Here is a 23,541-nt window from a genome sequence, read left to right on the forward strand (position 1 = left end):
CTACCCCCGCACCTGGACACTGTCGGCCAGAATCGCCAACACCAACTGGTTGAAATCGAGCCCCGCCGCCTTGGCAGCCATCGGCACCAGGCTGTGGTCGGTCATCCCCGGCACGGTGTTGACTTCCAGCAGCCAGAACTTGCCGTCGGCGTCCTGCATCACGTCGGTACGCGCCCAGCCGGCAATGCCCACGGCTTCGCAGGCACGTGCGGTCAGCGCCCTGAGTTCCTGTTCCTTGTTTGCGTCGAGGCCACACGGGATCCGGTACTGGGTATCGGAAGCCAGGTACTTGGCGTCGTAGTCGTAAAAGGTGTGGGGAGTGCCCAGGCCGATCGGAGGCAATACCTGCCCACGCAGCGAGGCGACGGTGAACTCCGGACCTTGAATCCATTGTTCGACCAACACTTGCGAATCATAGGTACTGGCGGCATTCCATGCGGCGATCAATTCGTCGACGCAGGTCACCTTGGCCATACCGATACTAGAGCCTTCATGTGCGGGTTTGACGATCAAAGGAAAGCCCAGTTCCGTCGCCGCCAAAATACAATCCGATTCGCAGCCAGGCACCGCGTGACGCGGGGTCGGCAGGCCCAGGCTCTGCCAGACCTGCTTGGTGCGCAGCTTGTCCATCGCCAGCGCCGAGGCCAGCACGCCGCTGCCGGTGTACGGGATCCCGAGGCATTCGAGCAGGCCCTGCATGGTGCCGTCTTCGCCACCACGGCCGTGCAACACGATGAACGCGCGGTCGATCTTTTCGCTGACCAGCCGCTGCAGGAAATCGTCGCCCACGTCGATGCCGAACGCATCCACGCCCCCGCTCTGCAGCGCCTTGAGCACTGCATTGCCGGATTTCAGGGAAACCTCCCGCTCCGCGCTCTTGCCACCGAAGAGCACGGCCACGCGACCGAAGCTTTTCGGCTCCAGGGTCGAGAGCAGGGAGACTGGCGCGGCGGCTGTCATTTCAGCTTACCTTCGGTTGAGGCCACGATGGCGCCCGAGAACAAAGGGCTCTTGAGCAATTGCGGAGCAAGACCGCCGATGTCGCCCGCGCCCTGGCACAGCAGGATGTCGCCTGCGCGCAGCAGCGGCTTGACCAGCGGCGCGAGTTCAACGCCACGCTCGATGTAGATCGGGTCCAGTTGGCCGCGCTGACGAATGCTATGGGCCAGTTGGCGGCTGTCCGCGCCCGGAATCGGCTCTTCGCCCGCCGGGTAGACTTCCATCAGCAGCAGGACGTTGGCGTCGTTGAGCACCTGCACGAAGTCGTCGTACAGATCGCGGGTACGGCTGTAGCGGTGCGGCTGGTAGACCATGACCAGCCGGCGATCCGGCCAGCCGCCGCGCACGGCGTTGATGACCGCAGCCACTTCGCGCGGGTGATGACCGTAGTCGTCCACCAGCATCACGTTGCCGCCTTCGACCGGCAGCTCGCCGTACACCTGGAACCGCCGACCCACGCCCTGGAAGCCCGACAGGCCCTGGACGATGGCTTCGTCGGTGATGCCTTCGTCGGTCGCGATGGCGATGGTCGCCAGCGAGTTGAGCACGTTGTGGTTGCCCGGCATGTTCACCGACACGTCCAGCGGCTCGCGGTCGCGGCGCAGCACGGTGAAGTGGGTACGCATGCCTTCCTGGCGCACGTTGATGGCGCGCACGTCGGCGTTCTCGTTGAAGCCGTAGGTCATGACCGGACGCTTCACGGACGGCAGGATGTCGCGCACCACCGGATCGTCGGTGCAGACCACGGCCAGGCCGTAGAACGGCAGGTTGTGCAGGAACTCGACGAAGGTCTTCTTCAGCTTGTTGAAGTCGCCTTCGTAGGTCGCCATGTGATCGGCGTCGATGTTGGTGACCACGGCGACCAGCGGCTGCAGGTGCAGGAAGCTGGCGTCGCTTTCGTCCGCTTCGGCGATCAGGTAACGGCTGGTGCCAAGCTGGGCATTGGTGCCCGCTGCGTTCAGGCGGCCGCCGATCACGAAGGTCGGGTCCAGGCCACCGGCGGCGAACACCGAGGCGATCAGGCTGGTGGTGGTGGTCTTGCCATGGGTACCGGCGACGGCGATGCCGTGGCGATAGCGCATCAGCTCGGCCAGCATCTCGGCGCGCGGCACCACGGGAATGCGACGCTCAAGGGCGGTCGCCACTTCCGGGTTGGAGGTGTTGACGGCGCTGGAGACGACCAGCACGTCGGCGGCAGCCGAGTTCTCGGCGCGGTGGCCGATGTAGATGTGCGCACCGAAGGATTCCAGACGCTCGGTCACCGGGGACGCCTTGAGGTCGGAACCGGAGACGTCATAACCCAGGTTCAGCAACACCTCTGCAATGCCGCACATGCCCACGCCGCCGATCCCGACGAAGTGGATACGACGGATACGACGCATTTCCGGTTGTGGCATCGCGCGTTGATTCTCAACCATGGACCACCTCCAGGCAGACATCGACGACGGTGTTGGTGGCATCCGGCTTGGCCAGTTGGCGGGCCGTGGTAGCCATGCGTTTCAATTGTTCGGGTTGCATCAAAACCTCTTTCAGGCGAGCCGCCATATCGGCAGCGCCAGTTGTCCTTTGCGGCATCACGAAGGCTGCGCCTTCACGGGCCAGATATTCGGCATTGCGCGACTGGTGGTCATCGATTGCGTGGGGCAGCGGCACCAGCAACGACGGCAGTCCAGCGGCTGCCAGTTCACTGATGGTCAGCGCGCCTGCGCGACAGACCACCAGATCCGCCCAGCCATAGGCCTGGGCCATGTCCTTGATGAAGGGGGCGACCTGCGCCTCGACACCGGCAGCGCGGTAGCGCTCGGCAGTGACTTCATCGTGTTTCTTGCCCGCCTGATGGAACACCTCAGGCCGCAACTCTGCCGGCACCAGCGCAAGGGCTTCGGGCAGCAGCTTGTTCAGAGGCTCGGCGCCCAGGCTTCCGCCCAGAATCAGCAGCCGTGGCTTGCGCCCTTCCAGCGCCTGACGCGGCGTCTCGAAGAACAGCTCGGCACGCACCGGATTGCCGGTGGTGCGACGCTTGGCCGAAGCCGCGAAAGTCTGCGGGAACGCCTCGCACACACGAGCGGCGAACGACGCCAGGCTACGGTTGGCGGTGCCGGCCACGGCGTTCTGCTCATGGATGATCAACGGCACGCCGGAAAGCTTCGCTGCCAGACCGCCAGGGCCTGTCACGTAGCCGCCGAATCCGACCACGCAGACCGGCTTCAACTCACGCACGACCTTGCGCGCCTGCAACAAGGCCTTGAGCAACATGAACGGCGCCTTGAGCAAGGACAGACGCCCCTTGCCGCGCAGGCCGGTGACGTTGATCAGGTGCAACTGCAGACCGGCGCCGGGCACCAGTTCGTTTTCGATACCACGAGGCGTGCCCAGCCAGTGCACGGTGTAGCCGCGTGCCTGGAATTCCCGGGCGCAGGCCAGTGCCGGGAACACGTGTCCGCCGGTGCCGCCTGCCATGATCAGTACATTACCGACGGCCATGGTTCGGCTCCTCGGCGAAATCGCTCTCGTTGAACTCGGCTTCTTCACTGCCCATGTTGTTGCGCGATTCCCATTCGATACGCAGCAGCAGGCCCAGGCTTGCGCAGCAGATGATCAGCGAGCTGCCGCCGTAGCTGAGGAATGGCAGGGTCAGACCTTTGGTCGGCAGCAGGCCGACGTTCACCCCGATGTTGATCAGGAACTGGCCGATCCACAGGAACGCCAGGCCATAGGCGGTGTACGCGGCGAAGAACTGCTTGGCGCGCTCGGCCCACATGCCGATGTACATCGCACGGATACTCACGAACATGAACAGCGCAACGGTCACCAGCGACCCGACCACGCCCAGCTCTTCGGCCAGTACCGAGAACACGAAGTCAGTGTGCGCTTCAGGCAGGTAGAACTGCTTCTGCACGCTGTTGCCCAGGCCCACGCCGAACCACTCGCCACGACCGAAGGCGATCAGCGCCTGGGTCAACTGGTAGCCGGAACCGAACTGATCGGACCAGGGGTCGGTAAAGGTAATCAGGCGCGCCATTCGGTAAGGCTGGGCTTGAACCAACACGAACACTGCCGCGACCGCCAGTGCCACCATCAGGGTGAAGCGGAACAGGCCGACGCCGCCCAGGAACAGCATCGCCGCGGCAGCGCCCATCATCACGACGGTGGCACCGAAGTCAGGTTCCATCAGTAGCAGGCCGGCCATGGGCAGCAGCACGATGAACGGCTTGAAGAAGCCCATCCAGCTCTCGCGCACTTCGGTCTGGCGACGAATCAGGTAGCCAGCCAGGAAGATCACCACGAACACCTTGGCAATTTCCGAGGGCTGCACGTTGAACATGCCGAAGCCGATCCAGCGCATCGAACCGTTCACCTCACGCCCGATACCGGGCACGATCACCAGGATCAGCAGGCCGAAGGCACCCAGCAGCATCAGCCAGCCCAGGCGTTGCCAGGTCGCGACCGGCACCATCATGGTGGCGACGCAGGCACCCAGGCCCAGCACCAGGTAGATGAGGTGGCGGGTCATCATGTACAGCGCGTTGCCGGACTGGACGGCGGCGACTTCCGAGGATGCGGAAGTGATCATCACCAGGCCCAGGCCCAGCAAGGCCAGGCAACCGGCGAGCATCGGGAAGTCGACGTCAACGCCACGGCCGCTGATGATCGGCGACGGGTAAGGCTTGAGCACGCCAAAGATCATGACAAGCCCCCCACTGCCTGGGCGAACAGACGTCCGCGTTCTTCGAAATTCTTGAACATGTCCAGGCTTGCACAGGCCGGAGACAGCAGCACGGCGTCCCCTTGCTGAGCCACTTCGGCAGCACGTTGCACAGCTTCTTCCAATGTCTTGACGCGTATCAGGGGCACCGAATCGCCGAAGGTCGCGGCGAGCAGTTCAGCGTCGCGGCCCAGCAGGACGACGGCGCGGCAATGAACGGCGACCGGCGCCTTGAGTGCGGAGAAGTCCGCCCCCTTGCCGTCGCCACCGGCGATGAGCACCAGCTTGCCGCTGATGTCCGCACCCAGGCCTTCGATGGCGGCCAATGCAGCGCCGACGTTGGTGGCCTTGGAGTCGTCGTAGTAACTGACGCCTGCACGCTCGCGCACCCACTGGCAACGGTGTACCAGGCCGGCGAAGCTGCGCAGCGCTTGCAGCATCGGTTCGAATGGCAGGCCGGCAGCGTGGCCCAGCGCCAGGGCAGCCAGGGCGTTGGCCTGGTTGTGCGCGCCACGGATTTTCAGCTCGCTCACCGGCATCAGGTGCTCGAACTGGAAGGCCAGGTATTTTTCGCCGTTCTCTTCCCGCAGACCAAAGCCTGCGATGTCAGGCTTGTTCAGACCAAAGGTCCAGCACGGCACGCCTTCGCCGATCAACGGCCGGGAGAGCGCGTCCTGACGGTTGACCACCACCTGACGGGCACCGCGGAAAATCCGGTGCTTGGCCAGGTGATACGCAGGCAGGCCGCTGTAGCGGTCCATGTGGTCTTCGCTGACGTTGAGCACGGTAGCGACTTCAGCGCCCAACTGGTCGGTGGTTTCCAGCTGGAAGCTCGACAGCTCCATCACATACAGCTCGACGTCATCGCTGAGCAGGTCCAGGGCAGGGGTGCCCAGGTTGCCGCCGACCGCCACGCGCTTGCCCGCCGCTGCGGCCATTTCGCCGACCAGCGTGGTCACGGTGCTTTTCGCGTTGGAGCCGCTGATGGCGATGATCGGCGCCTTCGCGTTACGCGCGAACAGCTCGATGTCACCCGACAGCTTCACGCCACGGGCCGCAGCCGCCTGCAACGCCGGAGTCGCCAGGGCCAGGCCCGGGCTCACGTACAGCTCGTCGGCGCGGCACAGGAACTCGACGTCGAGCTCGCCACAACGCACTTCAACGTGCGGGTAGTCACGACGCAGGGTCTCAAGCTCCGGCGGATTCTCCCGCGTATCGGCCACGGCAAACGCCACGCCCCGGTTCGCCAGGAAGCGAACCAGGGACATGCCGCTCTTGCCGAGGCCGACAACGATGCGGAAGTGGTCAGAAGCGATCAACGACACTCTGCGTTACCTCAGTTTCAATGTGGCAAGGCCGATCAGCACGAGGATCACGGTGATGATCCAGAAACGGACGATCACGCGCGGCTCGGGCCAGCCCTTGAGTTCAAAGTGGTGGTGGATCGGTGCCATGCGGAAAACGCGGCGGCCGGTCAATTTAAACGATGCAACCTGAATGACGACTGACAGGGTCTCCATCACGAACACGCCGCCCATGATGAACAGGACGATTTCCTGACGGACGATCACCGCGATGGTGCCCAGGGCCGCGCCCAGCGCCAGCGCGCCGACGTCACCCATGAACACTTGTGCCGGATAGGTGTTGAACCAGAGGAAGCCCAGGCCCGCACCGATCAGCGCGCCGCAGAACACGATCAGCTCGCCCGCGCCCGGCACGTAGGGAATCAGCAGGTATTCGGCGAACTTCACGTTACCCGACAGGTAGCAGAAAATGCCCAGCGCGCCGCCGACCATGACTGTTGGCATGATGGCCAGGCCGTCCAGACCATCGGTCAGGTTGACCGCGTTGCTGGAGCCGACGATCACGAAGTAGGTCAGGATCACGAAGCCGATACCCAACGGAATGCTGAAGTCTTTCAACATCGGGATCAGCAGCGTGGTTTCGACCGGAGATTGTGCGGTCATATAAAGGAAGATCGCCGCGCCCAGGCCGAACACCGACTGCCAGAAGTATTTCCAGCGGCTTGGCAGACCCTTCGAGTTCTTCTCGATGACCTTGCGGTAGTCGTCGACCCAGCCGATGCCGCCGAACAGCAGCGTGACGATCAGCACCACCCACACGTAGCGGTTGGTCAGGTCGGCCCACAGCAGGGTGGCGATGCCGATGGCGGACAGAATCAATGCGCCACCCATGGTCGGGGTGCCGGATTTGGACAGGTGAGATTGCGGACCGTCGTTGCGGACCGATTGGCCGATCTGCTTGTTCTGCAGGGCACGGATCATCCATGGCCCCAGGCACAGCGAGAGCGAGAGTGCAGTGAGCACGCCAAGAATCCCGCGCAGGGTCAGGTACTGGAAGACCGCGAAGCCTTTATAGAACTGTTGCAGATACTCGGCCAGCAGCAGCAGCATTAATGTTTCTCCGCCTTCAAGGGATAAGTCTGGGTTGCGCAGAGAGCCGCCACGACGTTTTCCATCGCGGCACTGCGAGAACCTTTGATCAAAATGGTTGTGTTTTTGTCTTGCTCGGCGCCCAGCGCCTCGATCAGGTCAGCCTGACTTGCAAAATGGCGGGCATCCTGCCCGAAAGCCTTGACCGCATGGGCCATCAGCGGACCGACGGCATACAGCGCGTCGACCTTGCCAGCGGCATAGGCGCCGACATCGCGGTGGCCCTGCTCGGCCCAGTCGCCCAGCTCGCCGATATCGCCCAGCACCAGCACCTTGCGGCCCGGGAAGCTGGTCAGAATGTCAGTCGCTGCGGCCACGGAGGTCGGGTTGGCGTTGTAGGTGTCATCGATCACGCGAATGCCGTTGGTCGCCAGTTGCGCAACGGTGCGCCCCTTCACCGGCTGGACGTTGTTCAGCCCGGCGACGATGCCCGGCAGCGACACGCCCAGCGCGTGTGCGGCAGCGGCAGCGGCCAGCGCGTTGTTCACGTTGTGCGCGCCCAGCAGATTGAGTTGCACCTGAGCAGAGCCAGTGGGGCTGTTCAGGGTGAAAGTCGGGCAGCCACGGGCGTCGATGCCCAGGTCCGAACCATGGAAATCGGCGTCAGGGTTGGTGCGGGCAAAGCTCAGCACCTTGCGGGCGCCGGCACGGGCGGCCCAGATACCGAATGCCTTGTCGTCCAGATTCAGCACCGCAGTGCCGCGCGAATCGAGGCCGTCGATGATCTCGCCCTTGGCTTCGACGATCTTTTCCGGACCGCCGAACTCGCCCACGTGAGCAGTACCCGCGTTGGTCAGCACCGACACGTGAGGCTTGGTCAGGCTCACGGTCAGCGCGATTTCGCCCACGTGGTTGGCGCCCAACTCGATCACAGCCGCATCGAACTCCGGCGACAGTGTCAGCAAGGTCAGCGGTACGCCCAGCTCGTTGTTCAGATTGCCTTTGGTCGCCAGCACGGTGCCGCGCGTGCGCAGGATGCTCGCGAGCATCTCCTTGACCGTGGTCTTGCCGCTGGAACCGGTAATCGCCGCGACCGGCTTGTCGACAAAGGCGTTGCGATTCAGCGCGCCCAGTTGCGCCAGCGCCTTGCGGGTGTCACCCACGATCAGTTGCGGCAATGCACTGTCTGCAACCTCACGTTCGACCAACGCGCCCACCGCACCTTTGGCGGCGACCTGATCGAGGTAATCGTGGCCGTCGAAACGCGGACCGGTCAGCGCAACGAACAGCTGGCCTGACTCGATGGCGCGACTGTCGATGCTGACGCCGTTGAAATGTACGTCTTCGCCGACCCGACGCGCGTCGAGTGGCAACAGCAGTTCGCTGAACGAAAGCGGCTTAATCATGTGCAGCCTCCCATGCGTCCAGTGCCTTGGCGGCTTCTTCAAGATCGGAGAACGGATGGCGTTCCCCGTCGATTTCCTGGTAATCCTCGTGGCCCTTGCCGGCCAGCACGATCACGTCGGCGGCATCGGCCTGGGCGATGATCTGTGCAATGGCCTGGCCGCGGCCGGCGACGAAAGCGACGCTATCGGCCGAGGTGAAACCTGCGCGAATGTCGTCGAAAATGCGGGCGGCGTCTTCGGTGCGCGGGTTGTCATCGGTGACCAGCACCTTGTCGGCCAAGCGCTCGACCACCTCGGCCATCAACGGACGCTTGCCGCGATCGCGATCACCGCCACAGCCGAACAGGCAGGCCAGTTGGCCCTTGGCGTGTGGGCGCAGGGCCACCAGCACTTTTTCCAGCGCGTCGGGGGTGTGGGCGTAATCGACCACAACCAGAGGACGTTTGCCGCCGCCCAGGCGCTGAATCCGGCCGACCGGGCCTTCGAGGCTCGGCAGCACTTTGAGAATGTCGCTCAGCGGGTAGTCGAGTCCCATCAAGGCACCAACCGCCGCCAGCACGTTGCTCAGGTTGAAGCGGCCCAGAAGGCTGCTGCGCAACAGGTGATCGCCCTGCGGGGTGACCAGGGTGGCGCGAACGCCATCGTCGTCGAACACCGCATCGCGGCAGAACAGGTAGGCGCTGCTGTCTTCCTGGCTGTAGGTGATGAGCCGCGACGCGTGCTGCTCACCGGCGAGCTGGCGACCGAAATCGTCGTCCAGGTTGACCACGCGGCAACGCAGGTCATTCCAGGCGAACAGCTTGGCCTTGGCCGCCGCGTAGGCTTCCATGGTGCCGTGGTAATCGAGGTGATCGCGGGACAGGTTGGTCATCACCGCGACGTCGAACGCCAGCGCGGTGACACGACCCTGATCCAGACCGTGGGACGACACTTCCATGGCGATGGCCTTGGCCCCGGCCTTTTTCAGGTCGTAGATCGTCGACTGCACGGAAATCGGATCGGGCGTGGTGTGGATCCCGCTTTTCAGCTCGCTGTAGAAGCCAGTGCCCAATGTGCCGATCAGCCCGCAGTGCAGGCCGAGCTTGTCGAGCGCCTGGGCGATCAACTGGGTCACGCTGGTCTTGCCATTGGTGCCGGTGACGCCAACCAGATGCATGCCGCGGCTCGGATCGCCATAGAAACGCCCGGCGATGTCCGACAACTGCGCGGCCAGGCCCTTGACCGGAATCATCGGGATGTCGGTGATCGGCAGCACCTTGGCGCCTTCGACTTCATAGGCAATGGCGGCGGCGCCGTGGGCGATGGCGTCGGTAATGTGGTCGCGGCCGTCGACCTTCAGGCCTGGAATCGCCAGGAACAGATCGCCCGGACGCACCTTGCGGCTGTCCAGGGTCAGTTCACGGATCAACAGGTCACGGTCGCTCTGGGCGAAGATCTTGCTCAGGTTGAAAGGCATCAGCCACGCCCTCCCTTGACTGGAACGACGAGCGGTGGCGCGGCATTGGCCTGCTGTTCAGGCGGGACCGGCGCGAGGTTGTCCGGGCGCACGTTCATCAGGCGCAAGGTGCCCGACATCACTTTGCTGAACACCGGTGCCGAAACCAGACCACCGAAGTAGCCGCCTTTGCTTGGTTCGTCGATCACCACCACGATGGCGTAGCGCGGGTTGCTCATCGGGCCGAAGCCTGCGAACAGCGAGCGATAGGAGTTCTCGGCGTAGCCCTTGGTGCCGACCGACGTCTTACGGGCGGTACCCGACTTGCCAGCGACGTGGTACGACGGCACGCGGGCACGGTATACGCCGCGCGGGTCTTCGATGACTTGCTGCAGCATGCCTTGCAGGGTCTTCGCGGTGGCTTCCGGAATCGCCTGGGTAGACTCGGACGGCTTGTCGGTTTTCAGGATGGTCAGCGGGACGATCTTGCCGTTGTTGGCCAGCGCCGAGTAGGCGTGCACCAGTTGCAGCGCCGTCACCGACAGGCCGTAGCCGTAGGACAGGGTCGCGGTTTCAGCCTTGCGCCACTCGCGGTAGTTCGGCAGGTTGCCCACGCGCTCGCCCGGGAAGCCCAGGCCGGTGTACTGGCCAAGGCCCACACGCTGCATCGCACGGAAAATCGCTTCACCGCCGACGTCGAACGCGACCTTGCTCATGCCCACGTTACTGGAGTTGATCAGGATGCCGGTCAGGTCAAGGATCGGACCTTCGGTCTTGGTCACGTCACGAATGGTGTATTTGCCGATCTGTAGGGTGCCCGGGTACACCTCGACCTTGTCGCTGGGTTTCCAGCGGCCACTGTCCAGGGCTGCGGTCATGGAGATCGGTTTCATGGTCGAGCCTGGCTCGAACACGTCGATGATCGCGCGGTTACGCATCGCCGCCGGAACCATGGTGCGACGGTTGTTCGGGTTGTAGGTCGGCTGGTTGACCATCGCCAGCACTTCGCCAGTCTTCACGTCCATGATCACCAGGCTGCCGGCCTTGGCGTCGTTTTCCTGAATCGCGTTGCGCAGCTCGCGGGTCGCCAGGTATTGCAGGCGCAGATCAATAGACAAAGCCAAGGTCTTTCCAGCCTTGGCGTTTTTCTTCACTTGCAGGTCCTTGATGAGCCGGCCGCGCCGGTCCTTGATGACCTGCCGCTTGCCGGGCACACCGGCCAGCCAGTCGTCGTAGGCCAGCTCAACCCCTTCGCGGCCATGGTCGTCCAGGTCGGTGAAGCCAACCATGTGGGCGGTCACGTCGCCGGCAGGATAGAAACGCCGGAACTCTTCCTTGCCGTAGACGCCCGGCACTTTCAGGTCGAGCACCGACTGGCCCTGCTCCGGGGTCAGGCCGCGAACCAGATAGATGAATTCCTTGCTGGCCTGCTCGTTCAGGCGGTCTGCCAGGGCTTTCGGATCCTGACCCAACACCTGGGCCAGTACGCCCCACTTGCTCTTGTCGGCCTGCATCTCGGACGGGTTGGCCCAGATGGTGGTCACTGGAGTACTGACGGCCAGCGGTTCGCCGTTGCGGTCGGTAATCAGGCCACGGTGCGCAGGAATGGAGACGGTACGCAGGCTGCGCGCATCGCCCTGTTCAATCAGGAAGCGACGGTCGATGACCTGCAGATCGACGATGCGATAGGAAATAGCCAGCACCATGACCGACAACAGGCCGACCACGAGGCGGAACCGCCATGGGTAGAGTGCGCCGTCAAGCTTCATCATGGCGACACCATCCGGATATCGGCGGCATTGGGAATGCGCATTTTCAGTTGATCGGTGGCCAGCGCCTCGATCCGGCTGTGAGCGGTCCAGGTGCTTTGTTCAAGAATCAGGCGACCCCACTCGGCCTGCGCCTTGTCACGAACGCTGAGTTCGGAATACAACGAGTTGAGGAGCTGACGGTTCCAGTGTGCGCTGTAGGAAACGGCGATTGCCGACACGAGGACGGCAATGAACAACAGCAGCATGAAGAAGCTGCCGCCTGGCAATGGCTTGAAGAATCCGCGGCTCACCGGAGTTTCTCCGCGACACGCATGACAGCACTGCGCGAACGGGGGTTGGCCCGGGTTTCTTCATCGGAGGCGAACTGCGCCTTGCCGATCAGCTTGATGCGTGGCTCGAAGGCCTGATGGCGAACCGGCAGGTTGCGTGGCAGGTTGTCGGCCTCGCCCTTGACCAGCTTGCGCATGAACAGTTTGACGATGCGGTCTTCCAGCGAGTGGAAGCTGATGACCGCCAGACGGCCGCCGATTTCCAGTGCGTCCAGCGCAGCTTCAAGGCCGGCTTCCAGGTCGCCCAGCTCGTTGTTGACGTGAATGCGCAGACCCTGGAATGCACGGGTTGCCGGGTTCTTGCCCTTTTCCCACGCAGGGTTGGCGACTTTCAACACTTCGGCCAGATCGCCGGTACGTTCGAAAGGCTGGGTTTCGCGACGTGCGACGACAGCACCGGCCATGCGTTTGGCAAAACGCTCCTCGCCGTATTCCTTGAATACTCGGGCGATTTCTTCGGCAGGCGCAGTATTGACGAACTCGGCGGCGCTGATCCCTCGGGACGGGTCCATGCGCATGTCCAGCGGGCCGTCGTTCATGAAACTGAAGCCGCGCTCAGGGTCGTCGAGTTGTGGCGAGGAGACGCCAAGGTCGAGCAGGATTCCGCTGACCTTGCCCGCAATGCCGCGTTCCAGAGCCTCTGAGCCCAATTCTGCAAAGCTGCGCTGCACAATGACAAAGCGGCCGTCTTCGGCCGCCAGCGCTTGCCCGGTGGCAATCGCTTGAGGATCCTTGTCGAACCCCAGGAGCCGGCCGTCCGGCCCCAGGTTCTGCAAGATGAGGCGGCTGTGCCCGCCCCGTCCGAACGTGCCATCCAGATAGCAGCCATCGGCGCGCACCGCGAGAGCCTCGACGGCTTCTTCGAGCAGTACGGTGATGTGGGTAAAGCCGCTATTCATAGTCACAGGATCAAATCACGCAGTTCATCAGGCATCGCGCCCGGTTTTTGAATGGCCGCAAGGTCCGCATCAGCAAGTGCGTTCCAGGCGTCCTCATCCCACAGTTGAAACTTGTTGAGCTGGCCAACCAGCATCACTCGCTTATCGAGCTTGGCGTAGTCACGCAAACGTGGTGGCACCAGAAAGCGCCCACTGCCGTCGAGTTCCAGATCAACCGCGTTACCGATCAACAGTCGCTGCAGACGACGGTTTTCTTCACGGAATGTTGCAAGCTCGCGCAGTTTGGCTTCGATCAGTTCCCATTCCGGGAGCGGATAGATGCACAAGCACGGGTCAACGGTATCAATGGTCACAATCAACTGGCCGGAGCTACGCGAATCGAGCTCGTCGCGGTACCGGCTCGGCATAGCGAGACGGCCCTTTGCGTCGAGATTGATTGCGTTTGCACCACGGAACACAGGCGCTTTCTCCGAATATTATCTTTTTGCGCTCAAAAAACCCACTTCACGCCACTTTCCGCCACTTGCGCACACTATAGGAATGCGCCCACCACACCGTCAAGGCAACTTCTTAAGGAAAACCCTTACAGAACGGAGATTTAGGAGAGGTTGTGCGGGAGTTTCCAAAAATTTCGGATTGGGACTACAGATAAATCCGAAAATATTCAGAAAGATGGCGTTCGAACTTAAAGTGTTTTGTGAGGTTTAAGATTTTTTCGGCATTACGAGGGGAGGATTTTGACAAAGAAAGCGAGAAAGAAATGCGAGAAAAAGCAGGGAGAGGGGAAAAGGTGGAGAGTCGATCTGTAAGCCGGGTTCTGTCGAGGACAGTCATTCCTCTACGATGGCCATCACTGGACATCTTTAGCAACCTACCCGGTTCCAGCGCGGGCCACGCCTTGGAACCCTATTTGGTCTTGCTCCGAGTGGGGTTTACCTAGCCACGAACTGTTACCAGCCGTGCGGTGCGCTCTTACCGCACCTTTTCACCCTTACCGGCACCGAAGTGCTTAGGCGGTTATTTTCTGTGGCACTTTCCGTAGGCTCGCGCCCCCCAGGCGTTACCTGGCACTCCGCCCTATGGAGCCCGGACTTTCCTCCCCCCTTCATTGCGGAACAATGAAAGGCAGCGACTGTCCAATCGACTCTCCGCCGCCAAGGTTAATGGCTGGCAGGCTCAAGAACAAGCATTAATAAGCCTGGGGCACTATTGAGTGACAGGCTGACGGATGGCGATCACTCGCCCTTTTGCTTGTCGAGGGCCACCTGGTACAGCAGATTCTTGCGCACGCCGGTGATTTCGGCAGCCAACGCAGCCGCGCGCTTGAGCGGCATTTCCTCCAGCAGAAGGTCCAGCACGCGGCGCGCCTCGGCACCAATCACGTCCTCGCCCTCAGGTTCGCTCCAGCCTGCAACCAGCACCACGCACTCGCCGCGTTGCTGGTTGCTGTCGCCCTCGACGAAGGCCCGCAGCTCGCCCAGTGGCAAACCCTTCAGGGTTTCGAAGGTTTTGGTCAGCTCACGCCCGAGCACCGCAGGCCGCTCGGCACCGAAGATTTCTTCAAGATCCTGCAGGCATTCGAGAATCCGGTGCGGCGCCTCGTAGAAGATCACCGTGCGCGGTTCCTCCTTCAACAGTTCCAGACGCGCCTTGCGCCCCACCGACTTGGCCGGCAGGAAGCCTTCGAAGATAAAACGGTCCGACGGCAGGCCTGCCGCCGACAACGCCGCGATCAAGGCACAAGCACCAGGCACCGGAACCACCTGAATGCCCGCCGCCCGCGCCTGACGCACCAGGTGATAGCCAGGATCGGAAATAAGTGGCGTGCCCGCATCGGAAATCAGCGCGACGTCGTCACCGGCCAGCAGGCGGGTGATGAATCGGCTGCCCTCTTCGCGTTCGTTATGTTCATGGCACGCAGCCAGCGGAGTCGCTATGCCGAAATGTTGCATCAGGCGTAATGAATGCCGGGTATCTTCGGCGGCAATCAATGACACTTCGCGCAATACTTTCAGCGCTCGCACGCTCATGTCGTCCAGGTTGCCAATCGGCGTGGCCACCACATAAAGCGAGCCTGTAGTGGAATTCAAAGCACCTGGAGCAGTCAAAACGCGCACCTCATGTGGGGTAAAAACCTGCATTGTACAGGTTCAGGGGATCCAGACAGGGAGATTGGAAAATGCACCCACACATCCGCTCATACATTGAGATCGGCTGCCATTGTCAGGGAATTCCACCACGCGGTGCGCACAATTGCCCATCTGCATGGTCAATATCGCAGCTTTGATACCTCCAACGTCGCGCCCCGGCCAGTGCTTGGGTACAATTCCACTCTTATTTGCTCAAGTATCAGGAACATATACATGATCGCTTGCCTGCGGCTGTTCTCTGCCCTCTGCCTGGCTGCCTTGTTGGCCGCCTGCGCCAGTTCGCCCTCCTCCAGCCTTGGCGAGTTGCCACGCACCCCTGACGCCACCATCGAGCAACTCCTCGAACAGGCGTCGAGCGCCAAGACGCCCGATCAGGCCGCACTGCTGAGGCTGACCGCCGCGGACCTGGCCGCACGCCAGAACAACCCGAGCCGTGCAGCGAGCATTCTTGAGCAAGTCCAGATGGATCAGCTCAAGACGGACAAGCAGATCTACGCCAACACCCTGTCCGCCGAACTGGCCCTGGGCCGCAGCCAGCCAAAGGCTGCGCTGACCGCCCTCAACCACCCGAGCCTGCAGCACCTGGCCGAAATGCCGGTGGACCTGCAAACCCGCACCCACACCGTTCGCGCTCGCGCCCTGGAAGCTGATGGCCAGACCCTCGCCGCCGCCAGCGAGCGCGTGTTCATGGGCCCGCTGCTGCAAGGCGACGCCCTGAGCGCCAACAACGATGCGATCTGGACCCTGGTCGCGGCATTGCCTGCCGAGCAACTGCAAAGCAACGCCACCGATGACATGGGCGGCTGGCTGAGCCTGGCCCGCGCGGTCAAGGGTGCCGGCACGCTGGAACAACAACAGGCGGCCATCGACAACTGGAAAGCGCAGAACCCGCAACACCCTGCCGCACGTCAGTTGCCGACGTCGCTCGCTCAACTGCGCGACCTGAAAAGCCAGCCGCTGACCAAGATCGCCCTGCTGCTGCCGCAAGACGGCCCCCTAGCCTCGGTCGCCCGTGCCCTGCGTGACGGCTTCATGGCTGCGCACTATCAGGCGCAACAGGCCGGCCAGAAGCCGCCTGCCATCGAAGTGTTCGACAGCTCCCGCGTGACCTCGATGGATGCCTTCTACGCCCAGGCCAAGGCCGCTGGCGTACAGATGGTGGTAGGCCCGCTGGAAAAACCGCTGGTCAAACAGCTCAGCGCTCACCCGCAGTTGCCTATCACCACCCTTGCCCTGAACTACAGCGACTCGACCGCGCAAGGTCCGGCCGAGCTGTTCCAGTTCGGCCTGGCAGCGGAAGACGAAGCCCGTGAAGTGGCCCGTCGCGCCTGGGCTGACGGTAAACGCAGCGCCGTCGCCATGGTGCCGAAAGGCGAATGGGGCGACCGCGTGCTCGACGCCTTCCGCCAGAGCTGGCAAGCCAAGGGCGGCACCCTGCTGGGCGTCGAACGCATCGACCAGCCGGTAGCCCTGGCCCAGCAAGTCGCCGACCTGTTCCAGCTGCGCAACAGCGAAGGCCGCGCCCAGCGCCTGCAAAGCACCACCGGCGCACAGATGGCCGCACAGCCAAGCCGCCGCCAGGATGTCGATTTCATGTTCCTGGCCGCGACCCCGCAGCAGGCCCAGCAGATCAAACCGACCATGGTCTTCCAGTACGCCGGTGACGTGCCTGTCTATGCGACTTCGCACCTGTTCACCAACAGCGGCGACCAGGCGATGTACAACGACCTGGCCGGCGTGCGCTTCTGCGAAACCCCTTGGCTGCTCAACGCCACCGACCCGCTGCGCCAGCAAGTCACCACCCAGTGGCCTCAAGCCGCCGGCAGCCTGGGTCGCCTGTACGCCATGGGCATCGATGCCTATCGCCTGGCGCCGCGCCTGACCCAGCTCAAGACCCTGCCTGAGAGCCGCATCGACGGTCTGTCCGGCAGCCTGGCCATCGGTCAGGGCCAGCGTATCGAGCGTCAACTGCCATGGGCCCAGTTCGTCGACGGTCGCGTCCAGCGCCTGCCGGACACCACGCCTTGACCCAAGGCAGCACGCGCCAGACCGCAGGGCGAGAGGCCGAGGCCCACGCCCTGCAACACTTGCAGCAACAAGGTTTGCAACTGATTACACAGAACTGGTCATGCAAACGCGGTGAGCTTGATCTGGTCATGCTCGACGGCGATACAGTAGTATTCGTCGAAGTTCGCTATCGGCGCCACGCCAGCTTCGGTGGCGCGATGGAAAGTGTCGATGTTCGCAAGCAGGAAAAGCTCACCCTGGCTGCACAATGGTTCTTGCAGACCGAACCGAAATGGGCAGATTCCCCCTGCCGATTCGATGTCGTCGCCATCAACGGCGAGCCGGGAGCGGGGCCTGTAACGAACTGGGTGCAGAATGCGTTCGACACCTGACTACGCGTTGAAGCCCACATCTGCGAACCTGTTCGCCGACACCACTCTTCACACTGATTTGCTCTTTGCTTTGCGGGCTGCACAGTTTTGTGCCGGGAAGCCGATGACCTCTTTCAGACGTCGCCCGACCAGCCGCCCCTATTAAGGTTTTCATAGATGGACATGCAATCCCGAATTCGCCAGCTTTTTCAGGCCAGCATCGATACCAAGCAACAGGCGATGGACGTTCTTGCACCGCACATCGAGCAAGCCAGCCAGGTGATGGTCAACGCCCTGCTCAACGAAGGCAAGATGCTCGCCTGTGGCAACGGCGGCTCGGCCGGCGATGCCCAGCACTTTTCGTCGGAGCTGCTCAACCGCTTCGAGCGTGAACGCCCGAGCCTGCCCGCCATCGCGCTGACGACGGACACCTCGACCATCACCTCGATCGCCAACGACTACAGCTACAACGAAATCTTTTCCAAGCAGATCCGCGCCCTGGGCCAGCCCGGCGATGTGTTGCTGGCGATTTCCACCAGCGGCAACTCGGCCAACATCATCCAGGCGATCCAGGCGGCACATGATCGGGAAATGATTGTCGTAGCCCTGACCGGTCGCGACGGTGGCGATGTCGCCTCGCTGCTGCTGCCCGAGGACGTGGAGATCCGCGTCCCGGCCAAGGTCACCGCACGTATCCAGGAAGTCCACCTGCTGTCGATCCATTGCCTTTGCGATCTGATCGACAGCCAATTGTTCGGGAGTGAAGAATGATATCCAAACGTCTCAGCCTGCTGGCCCTGACACTGTGCCTGGGCGTCAGCGGATGCAGCTCGGTGATCAACGCCAGCCGCGAAGCGCCAATCGACGACGATCGCGGTACGCGCACCTTCGGCAGCAAGATCGATGACTCGCTGATCGAAACCAAGGCCGCGGTCAACATCGCCAAGGCAAGCCCCGATCTGGACAACAATTCGCACATCGTGGTGACCAGCTTCAACGGCATCGTGCTGCTGGCCGGCCAGACCCCACGCGCCGACCTCAAGCAACTGGCCGAGCAGACCGCCGCCCAGGTGCAGAAGGTCAAGAAGGTCAACAACGAGCTGCAGGTCATCGCGCCCTCCTCGATGCTGGCGCGCAGCAACGATGCGTGGCTGACCAGCAAGATCAAGACCGAGATGCTCACCGACAGCGCCATCCCGGGCTCGCGCATCAAGGTCGTGACCGAGAACGGCATCGTCTACCTGCTGGGCCTGCTGACCCAGGCCGAAGCGACCCGCGCCACCAACCTGGTGCAGGGCGTGGGCGGCGTGCAGAAGATCGTGAAGCTGTTCGAGTACATCGACTAAACAGCCAGCCCATCGCTCCCACCGTAGCAGCCCGGCCGGGCGGCGCTCCGCTTGCCGGCGGGAGCGATCTTGAGAATGTCCCCGCCGGCAAGCCGTGCTGCTACGGGACGTGCGATGCGCTCAAACTGCGGCGACAAAAAAGGCGATCCCTCGGGATCGCCTTTTTCATTACCGCGCAGTCGGGTTACTTGACCACTTTCAGACTCGGCCGGCCGCTCGGGCGTGGCGGTTCGTCGTCCGGTGGCGGCATGTCGTCTTCGACATCCAGATCATCATCGTCGTCCACGGCAGGCTCCAGGTCGAAGACCATGCCCTGGCCGTTTTCACGGGCGTAAATCCCCATGACCGCAGCGACCGGCACATACAGGCTGTGCGGCACACCGCCGAAACGGCCTTCGAAGCTCACCGCGTCATTGTCCATGTGCAGGTGGCGCACGGCGCTTGGCGAGATGTTGAGGACGATTTGTCCGTCGTTGGCGAAACCTTGCGGGACTTGCACCGCCGGGTACTCGGCGTTGACCAGGATGTGCGGCGTGCAATCGTTGTCCACGATCCACTCATAGAGAGCACGGATCAGATAGGGGCGACTGGAGTTCATCGAATGTTTCCTTAAGCCTTTAGCGCATGTCGCGTTCGGCAGCAGACAGACTCGCCTGGAATGCCTCACGCGCAAACTGGCGCTCCATATAATCAAGCAGCGGCTTGGCAGGCCGCGGCAACTCGATACCCAGAATCGGCAGGCGCCAGAGTATGGGCAATAGACAGCAGTCAACCAGACTTTGCTCGTCACTGAGGAAAAAAGCCTTTTCCGCGAACAGTGGCGAGACGCCGGTCAGACTTTCGCGCAGCTCCTTGCGCGCCTGGGTGCGGGCAGCTTCTTTGCTGCGAGCATCCAGGATGACATCCACCAGGACGCACCAGTCGCGCTGGATCCGATGGATCAGCAGGCGGCTGTTGGCCCGGGCAACGGGGTATACCGGCAGTAAAGGCGGATGCGGGTAACGCTCATCCAGGTATTCCATGACCACTGTCGACTCGTACAACGCCAGATCGCGATCGACCAGTGTCGGTGTGCTGCCGTACGGATTGACCTCGACCAGTTGCGGCGGAAGGCGACCTCCCACGACATCGATGATCTCGGCGCTGACACCTTTCTCGGCGAGCACAATGCGCACGCGGTGGGAATAGTGGTCGGCGGGGTCGGAGTAACAGGCCAACCGATTGGTCACGCCCATGGTGATCCTCCTCGCTTGTTAAATGTTCAGAAGCAGAAAAACGAACGCGCCCTGAAGGCGCCTCCGGCAACATCCACAATCAGCGGGTGTTCGTCGCGGGCGACAAGATAGCGCATTTACTCAAGGTAAATTCCGTAATCTTTCGCCCGCCACTATACCCGCTCTGCGTCCATTGCCCGAATGAGGCTCTTCAGAGCGCGTTCCATCTACTTCATCACTGGCGCGAAGTCAGTGAACGTCTTTCCAGTATTCACGTTTGAGCAGGTACGCGAAGATAAACAGGATCGCCAGATACAGCAGCACATAGGTGCCGATGCGCTGGTGTTGCAGCTTGACCGGGTTGGCCGAGTAGGCCAGGAAGGTCACCAGGTTCTTCACCTTCTCATCGAACTGCTCTTCGGTGAGGGTGCCGGTCTTGGGCACGATGGTCAGTTGATCGCAGGCCTCATGGGTCAGCGGCGAGCCGGTCAGCGGGTCGAACTGCTTCTTGCCATCCTCGACCGCCTGGACCTGCTTGCAGCCGATGATCTGGCGGCCCTGCAGCCCCACCAGCACGTTGGGCATGCCCACGTTAGGAAAGACCTTGTTGTTCACGCCCCAAGGCCGTGCCGGATCCTCGTAGAACGAACGCAGGTAACCGTAGAGCCAGTCGGTGCCCCGCACCCTGGCAACCAGGGTGAGGTCGGGCGGCGCTGCGCCGAACCAGGCCTTGGCGTCTGCCGACTGCATGCCGACGGTCATGTGGTCGCCGATCTTGGCACCGGTGAAGACCAGCTTCTCCAGCATCATCTCGTGGGGAATGCCCAAATCATCCGCGACCCGCTCGTAACGCTGGAACTTGGCGCTGTGGCAGCCCATGCAATAGTTGCCGAAGGTGCGGGCGCCGTCCTGCATGGCCACCTTGTCGGAGACGTCGATGTCGACGCTTTCCAGCTCCGGTCCACCGTGTTCGGCGGCAAAGGACAGCACAGGCAAGGCAGAAAGAATGAAAACAGCCAATAATTTTTTCATCAGCCAGTCACCCTTTCCGGAACCGGTTTTGTCTTCTCCATCCGCGTGTAGAACGGCATCAGGATGAAATAGGCGAAGTACAGGAACGTACACACCTGCGACAGCAACGCGCGCTCAGGGCTGGGCGGCAGCACGCCGAGAATTCCCAAGATCACGAACGACACACAGAACACCACCAGCCAGATCCGGCTGAGCCAGCCTTTGTAACGCATGGACTTGACCGGACTTCGATCAAGCCAGGGCAGCACGAACAGCACCGCGATCGCCGCGCCCATGGCCATGACGCCCATGAGCTTGTCAGGGATGGCCCGCAAGATCGCGTAGAACGGCGTGAAGTACCACACCGGGGCGATGTGCTCTGGTGTCTTGAAGGCGTTGGCCTGCTCGAAGTTCGGCTTCTCGAGGAAGTAGCCGCCCATCTCCGGGAAGAAGAACACGATCGAACAGAAGATGAACAGGAACACCACGACGCCGACGATATCCTTCACCGTGTAGTATGGATGGAAGGCGATCCCGTCCAGCGGCTTGCCGTTTTCATCCTTGAGCTTCTTGATGTCGACGCCATCGGGGTTGTTCGAACCCACTTCGTGCAGCGCCAGCACATGCAGCACCACAAGGCCGAGAATCACGATGGGCAACGCCACCACATGCAGGGCGAAGAAGCGGTTCAGGGTGATCCCGGAAATCAGGTAGTCGCCGCGAATCCACTGGGTCAGGTCATTGCCGATCACCGGGATCGCGCCAAACAGCGAGATGATGACCTGCGCGCCCCAGTACGACATCTGCCCCCATGGCAGCAGATAGCCCATGAACGCCTCTGCCATCAATGCCAGGTAAATGAGCATGCCGAAGATCCACACCAGCTCCCGTGGCTTCTGGTACGAGCCATAGAGCAGGCCACGGAACATGTGCAGATAGACCACGATAAAGAACGCTGAAGCCCCTGTGGAGTGCAGCAGGCGCAGGATCGAGCCGTACTCGACATCGCGCATGATGTACTCGACCGAGGCGAACGCCTCCTCCGCCGAGGGCGTGTAGCTCATCGTCAGCCACACGCCGGTGACGATCTGGTTGACCAGCACCAGCAGCGCCAGCGAGCCGAAAAAGTAGAAGAAGTTGAAATTCTTGGGGGCGTAATACTTGCTGAGATGGTCTTCCCACATGGAGGTCGCAGGGAAGCGCGCATCGATCCAGTCCATGAATTTGCTCATTACGCTTTCTCCTGATCGACACCAATGACGATGATTGAGTCCGACTCGTAGGAATGCGGCGGCACTGGCAGATTCAGGGGTGCAGGTTGCGCCTTGTAGACGCGCCCGGCCAGGTCGTAATGGGAGCCGTGACAAGGACAGAAGTAGCCGCCGACCCAGTCTTTGCCCAGGTCTGCGGGGGCCACTTCAGGGCGAAACGTGGGCGAGCAGCCCAGGTGTGTACAGATGCCGATCAGCAACAGCAGCTCGGGTTTGATCGAGCGAACCTTGGGGTCCACGTACGCAGGCTGAACGGAGTTCTTGGATTCGGGATCGGAGAGCTGACCGGTGATCTTGGTCAGGTTGGTGAGAATTTCGGGCGTTCGACGAACGATGAAGACCGGCTGGCCCCGCCATTCGGCGATCATCTGCTGGCCTGGCTCGACCTTGCTGACGTTGACCTTCACGGGTGCGCCCGCCGCCTTGGCTTTGGCACTGGGAAACCATGACCCCACGAACGGGACCGCAGCCCCCACCGCTCCTGCAGCGCCGACCACAGATGTGGCCGCGACAAGGAAGCGACGCCGGCCTGCATTCACGCCGTCATTGCTCATTCCGTCCTCTCCCATCAGCTTTTAGAGGCCTGCTTGGTCAGGCATCCCTTTGAATTATTTTTCTAGCTGTCAAAAAAATCCTGCCAAATGTAAGCAAAGGCCCTTGTATCCGCAAGGGTATTGCCATTTGGCGAAAACGGGGAGGCCTTATGGAACGGGGCATCCACGGATGAGACCAGTCGTCACACCCAATAATAGACGCCCATAAAAAAACGCCCAGTTCCGTGAGGAAACTGAGCGTTCTTTTTGAACGAAAAGCGAATTAACGCTTCGAGTACTGCGGACGCTTACGCGCTTTACGCAGACCGACTTTCTTACGTTCAACTTCGCGAGCATCGCGAGTAACGAAGCCAGCTTTGCGCAGAGCGCTGCGCAGGGTTTCGTCGTAGGACATCAGAGCGCGGGTGATACCGTGGCGGATTGCGCCAGCTTGACCACTCACACCACCGCCGATGACGGTGACGTAGATGTCGAATTTCTCAACGGTCTCGGTCAGTTCCAGCGGCTGACGAACTACCATGCGGGCAGTTTCGCGACCGAAGAACGAATCCAGGGAGCGGTTGTTGATCGAGATGTTACCGGTGCCCGGACGCAGGAAAACGCGTGCGGTTGCGGTCTTGCGACGGCCAGTGCAGCAATTTTGAGTCGCCGACATAATGAACTAGTCCGCCAAAACTT

23 protein-coding genes and 1 other RNA gene are annotated in these 23,541 nt (G+C 62.0%); 4 read left to right on the forward strand and 20 right to left on the reverse strand.

Annotated features, from left to right (window positions below; genetic code table 11):
• The 14 genes from ACIPO9_RS14250 to rsmI form a co-directional block, all read right to left on the reverse strand.
• Complete coding sequence (locus ACIPO9_RS14250) at positions 1 to 960, reverse strand: D-alanine--D-alanine ligase (protein WP_400781587.1); 960 nt, start codon at positions 958 to 960, stop codon at positions 1 to 3.
• On the reverse strand, positions 957 to 2,417 hold the full coding sequence (murC, locus tag ACIPO9_RS14255; protein ID WP_400781590.1) for a UDP-N-acetylmuramate--L-alanine ligase: 1,461 nt from the start codon (positions 2,415 to 2,417) through the stop codon (positions 957 to 959). Before murC ends, ACIPO9_RS14250 begins: the two co-directional genes overlap by 4 nt.
• Positions 2,410 to 3,483 carry an undecaprenyldiphospho-muramoylpentapeptide beta-N-acetylglucosaminyltransferase gene (gene murG / locus ACIPO9_RS14260; RefSeq protein ID WP_400781591.1) on the reverse strand — a complete coding sequence of 358 codons (1,074 nt, stop codon included), beginning with the start codon at positions 3,481 to 3,483 and terminating at the stop codon, positions 2,410 to 2,412. Before murG ends, murC begins: the two co-directional genes overlap by 8 nt.
• A complete protein-coding gene (ftsW, locus tag ACIPO9_RS14265; protein ID WP_274136215.1) occupies positions 3,470 to 4,684 on the reverse strand; it encodes a putative lipid II flippase FtsW in 1,215 nt (404 codons plus the stop codon). Before ftsW ends, murG begins: the two co-directional genes overlap by 14 nt.
• Complete coding sequence (murD, locus tag ACIPO9_RS14270; protein WP_400781594.1) at positions 4,684 to 6,030, reverse strand: UDP-N-acetylmuramoyl-L-alanine--D-glutamate ligase; 1,347 nt, start codon at positions 6,028 to 6,030, stop codon at positions 4,684 to 4,686. Before murD ends, ftsW begins: the two co-directional genes overlap by 1 nt.
• Before the next feature lie 6 nt (positions 6,031 to 6,036).
• The gene (mraY, locus tag ACIPO9_RS14275) at positions 6,037 to 7,119 is read right to left on the reverse strand and encodes a phospho-N-acetylmuramoyl-pentapeptide-transferase (protein WP_166596479.1); all 1,083 of its coding nucleotides are present in this window, start codon (positions 7,117 to 7,119) and stop codon (positions 6,037 to 6,039) included.
• Positions 7,119 to 8,504 carry a UDP-N-acetylmuramoyl-tripeptide--D-alanyl-D-alanine ligase gene (murF, locus tag ACIPO9_RS14280; protein ID WP_400781596.1) on the reverse strand — a complete coding sequence of 462 codons (1,386 nt, stop codon included), beginning with the start codon at positions 8,502 to 8,504 and terminating at the stop codon, positions 7,119 to 7,121. Before murF ends, mraY begins: the two co-directional genes overlap by 1 nt.
• Positions 8,497 to 9,960 carry a UDP-N-acetylmuramoyl-L-alanyl-D-glutamate--2,6-diaminopimelate ligase gene (locus ACIPO9_RS14285; RefSeq protein WP_400781599.1) on the reverse strand — a complete coding sequence of 488 codons (1,464 nt, stop codon included), beginning with the start codon at positions 9,958 to 9,960 and terminating at the stop codon, positions 8,497 to 8,499. Before ACIPO9_RS14285 ends, murF begins: the two co-directional genes overlap by 8 nt.
• Positions 9,960 to 11,711: a peptidoglycan D,D-transpeptidase FtsI family protein gene (locus tag ACIPO9_RS14290; RefSeq protein WP_400781602.1), complete on the reverse strand. Its 1,752-nt coding sequence runs from the start codon at positions 11,709 to 11,711 to the stop codon at positions 9,960 to 9,962. The genes ACIPO9_RS14285 and ACIPO9_RS14290 overlap by 1 nt, the downstream gene beginning before the upstream one ends.
• The gene (gene ftsL, locus ACIPO9_RS14295) at positions 11,708 to 12,001 is read right to left on the reverse strand and encodes a cell division protein FtsL (protein WP_274136189.1); all 294 of its coding nucleotides are present in this window, start codon (positions 11,999 to 12,001) and stop codon (positions 11,708 to 11,710) included. Before ftsL ends, ACIPO9_RS14290 begins: the two co-directional genes overlap by 4 nt.
• Entirely contained in the window at positions 11,998 to 12,939 is a 942-nt protein-coding gene (gene rsmH, locus ACIPO9_RS14300; protein WP_400781791.1) for a 16S rRNA (cytosine(1402)-N(4))-methyltransferase RsmH, read from the reverse strand. The genes ftsL and rsmH overlap by 4 nt, the downstream gene beginning before the upstream one ends.
• A gap of 2 nt (positions 12,940 to 12,941) precedes the next feature.
• The gene (mraZ, locus tag ACIPO9_RS14305; RefSeq protein WP_110948512.1) at positions 12,942 to 13,397 is read right to left on the reverse strand and encodes a division/cell wall cluster transcriptional repressor MraZ; all 456 of its coding nucleotides are present in this window, start codon (positions 13,395 to 13,397) and stop codon (positions 12,942 to 12,944) included.
• Between the two features lie 332 nt (positions 13,398 to 13,729).
• Positions 13,730 to 14,087: RNase P RNA component class A (rnpB, locus tag ACIPO9_RS14310), an RNA gene on the reverse strand.
• Between the two features lie 87 nt (positions 14,088 to 14,174).
• Positions 14,175 to 15,080, reverse strand: coding sequence for a 16S rRNA (cytidine(1402)-2'-O)-methyltransferase (gene rsmI, locus ACIPO9_RS14315; protein ID WP_274136194.1), 906 nt, complete (start codon positions 15,078 to 15,080; stop codon positions 14,175 to 14,177).
• A gap of 222 nt (positions 15,081 to 15,302) precedes the next feature.
• On the opposite strand from rsmI, the gene ACIPO9_RS14320 reads away from it, so the two are divergent.
• The 4 genes from ACIPO9_RS14320 to ACIPO9_RS14335 all read left to right on the forward strand — a co-directional run bounded on the left by ACIPO9_RS14320 (position 15,303) and on the right by ACIPO9_RS14335 (position 18,813).
• Positions 15,303 to 17,117 carry a penicillin-binding protein activator gene (locus ACIPO9_RS14320; RefSeq protein WP_400604795.1) on the forward strand — a complete coding sequence of 605 codons (1,815 nt, stop codon included), beginning with the start codon at positions 15,303 to 15,305 and terminating at the stop codon, positions 17,115 to 17,117.
• Positions 17,114 to 17,488, forward strand: coding sequence for a YraN family protein (locus ACIPO9_RS14325; protein WP_274136197.1), 375 nt, complete (start codon positions 17,114 to 17,116; stop codon positions 17,486 to 17,488). Before ACIPO9_RS14320 ends, ACIPO9_RS14325 begins: the two co-directional genes overlap by 4 nt.
• A gap of 156 nt (positions 17,489 to 17,644) precedes the next feature.
• On the forward strand, positions 17,645 to 18,238 hold the full coding sequence (locus tag ACIPO9_RS14330; protein WP_120129559.1) for a phosphoheptose isomerase: 594 nt from the start codon (positions 17,645 to 17,647) through the stop codon (positions 18,236 to 18,238).
• On the forward strand, positions 18,235 to 18,813 hold the full coding sequence (locus tag ACIPO9_RS14335; protein WP_274136200.1) for a BON domain-containing protein: 579 nt from the start codon (positions 18,235 to 18,237) through the stop codon (positions 18,811 to 18,813). Before ACIPO9_RS14330 ends, ACIPO9_RS14335 begins: the two co-directional genes overlap by 4 nt.
• Before the next feature lie 184 nt (positions 18,814 to 18,997).
• Here the strand turns inward: ACIPO9_RS14335 and ACIPO9_RS14340 are convergent, their stop codons facing one another.
• The 6 genes from ACIPO9_RS14340 to rpsI all read right to left on the reverse strand — a co-directional run bounded on the left by ACIPO9_RS14340 (position 18,998) and on the right by rpsI (position 23,518).
• A complete protein-coding gene (locus tag ACIPO9_RS14340; protein WP_274136202.1) occupies positions 18,998 to 19,411 on the reverse strand; it encodes a ClpXP protease specificity-enhancing factor in 414 nt (137 codons plus the stop codon).
• A 19-nt stretch (positions 19,412 to 19,430) separates the two neighbouring features.
• Positions 19,431 to 20,048 (reverse strand): glutathione S-transferase N-terminal domain-containing protein, encoded by a 618-nt coding sequence (locus ACIPO9_RS14345; RefSeq protein ID WP_274136204.1) that lies wholly within the window; start codon positions 20,046 to 20,048, stop codon positions 19,431 to 19,433.
• A 228-nt stretch (positions 20,049 to 20,276) separates the two neighbouring features.
• Positions 20,277 to 21,059, reverse strand: coding sequence for a cytochrome c1 (locus tag ACIPO9_RS14350; RefSeq protein WP_400781604.1), 783 nt, complete (start codon positions 21,057 to 21,059; stop codon positions 20,277 to 20,279).
• Complete coding sequence (locus ACIPO9_RS14355; protein WP_400781606.1) at positions 21,059 to 22,270, reverse strand: cytochrome bc complex cytochrome b subunit; 1,212 nt, start codon at positions 22,268 to 22,270, stop codon at positions 21,059 to 21,061. The genes ACIPO9_RS14350 and ACIPO9_RS14355 overlap by 1 nt, the downstream gene beginning before the upstream one ends.
• Positions 22,270 to 22,863 carry a ubiquinol-cytochrome c reductase iron-sulfur subunit gene (petA, locus tag ACIPO9_RS14360; RefSeq protein WP_274136210.1) on the reverse strand — a complete coding sequence of 198 codons (594 nt, stop codon included), beginning with the start codon at positions 22,861 to 22,863 and terminating at the stop codon, positions 22,270 to 22,272. The genes ACIPO9_RS14355 and petA overlap by 1 nt, the downstream gene beginning before the upstream one ends.
• Positions 22,864 to 23,125: 262 nt before the next feature.
• A complete protein-coding gene (gene rpsI / locus ACIPO9_RS14365) occupies positions 23,126 to 23,518 on the reverse strand; it encodes a 30S ribosomal protein S9 (RefSeq protein ID WP_400781607.1) in 393 nt (130 codons plus the stop codon).
• Between the last annotated feature and the right edge of the window lie 23 nt (positions 23,519 to 23,541).

Origin of the sequence: Pseudomonas sp. NPDC090203, from assembly GCF_044746765.1 — a bacterium.
GTDB classification, from domain to species: Bacteria; Pseudomonadota; Gammaproteobacteria; order Pseudomonadales; family Pseudomonadaceae; genus Aquipseudomonas; species Aquipseudomonas putida_AD.

Coding starts and splice junctions, on each gene's coding strand:
- ACIPO9_RS14250 (WP_400781587.1), bottom strand. CDS start 960: ATGACAGCCGCCGCGCCAGTCTCCCTGCTCTCGACCCTGGAGCCGAAA.
- murC (WP_400781590.1), bottom strand. CDS start 2,417: ATGGTTGAGAATCAACGCGCGATGCCACAACCGGAAATGCGTCGTATC.
- murG (WP_400781591.1), bottom strand. CDS start 3,483: ATGGCCGTCGGTAATGTACTGATCATGGCAGGCGGCACCGGCGGACAC.
- mraY (WP_166596479.1), bottom strand. CDS start 7,119: ATGCTGCTGCTGCTGGCCGAGTATCTGCAACAGTTCTATAAAGGCTTC.
- murF (WP_400781596.1), bottom strand. CDS start 8,504: ATGATTAAGCCGCTTTCGTTCAGCGAACTGCTGTTGCCACTCGACGCG.
- ACIPO9_RS14285 (WP_400781599.1), bottom strand. CDS start 9,960: ATGCCTTTCAACCTGAGCAAGATCTTCGCCCAGAGCGACCGTGACCTG.
- ACIPO9_RS14290 (WP_400781602.1), bottom strand. CDS start 11,711: ATGATGAAGCTTGACGGCGCACTCTACCCATGGCGGTTCCGCCTCGTG.
- rsmH (WP_400781791.1), bottom strand. CDS start 12,939: ATGAATAGCGGCTTTACCCACATCACCGTACTGCTCGAAGAAGCCGTC.
- rsmI (WP_274136194.1), bottom strand. CDS start 15,080: ATGCAGGTTTTTACCCCACATGAGGTGCGCGTTTTGACTGCTCCAGGT.
- ACIPO9_RS14320 (WP_400604795.1), top strand. CDS start 15,303: ATGATCGCTTGCCTGCGGCTGTTCTCTGCCCTCTGCCTGGCTGCCTTG.
- ACIPO9_RS14330 (WP_120129559.1), top strand. CDS start 17,645: ATGGACATGCAATCCCGAATTCGCCAGCTTTTTCAGGCCAGCATCGAT.
- ACIPO9_RS14335 (WP_274136200.1), top strand. CDS start 18,235: ATGATATCCAAACGTCTCAGCCTGCTGGCCCTGACACTGTGCCTGGGC.
- ACIPO9_RS14340 (WP_274136202.1), bottom strand. CDS start 19,411: ATGAACTCCAGTCGCCCCTATCTGATCCGTGCTCTCTATGAGTGGATC.
- ACIPO9_RS14345 (WP_274136204.1), bottom strand. CDS start 20,048: ATGGGCGTGACCAATCGGTTGGCCTGTTACTCCGACCCCGCCGACCAC.
- ACIPO9_RS14350 (WP_400781604.1), bottom strand. CDS start 21,059: ATGAAAAAATTATTGGCTGTTTTCATTCTTTCTGCCTTGCCTGTGCTG.
- ACIPO9_RS14355 (WP_400781606.1), bottom strand. CDS start 22,270: ATGAGCAAATTCATGGACTGGATCGATGCGCGCTTCCCTGCGACCTCC.
- petA (WP_274136210.1), bottom strand. CDS start 22,863: ATGAGCAATGACGGCGTGAATGCAGGCCGGCGTCGCTTCCTTGTCGCG.
- rpsI (WP_400781607.1), bottom strand. CDS start 23,518: ATGTCGGCGACTCAAAATTGCTGCACTGGCCGTCGCAAGACCGCAACC.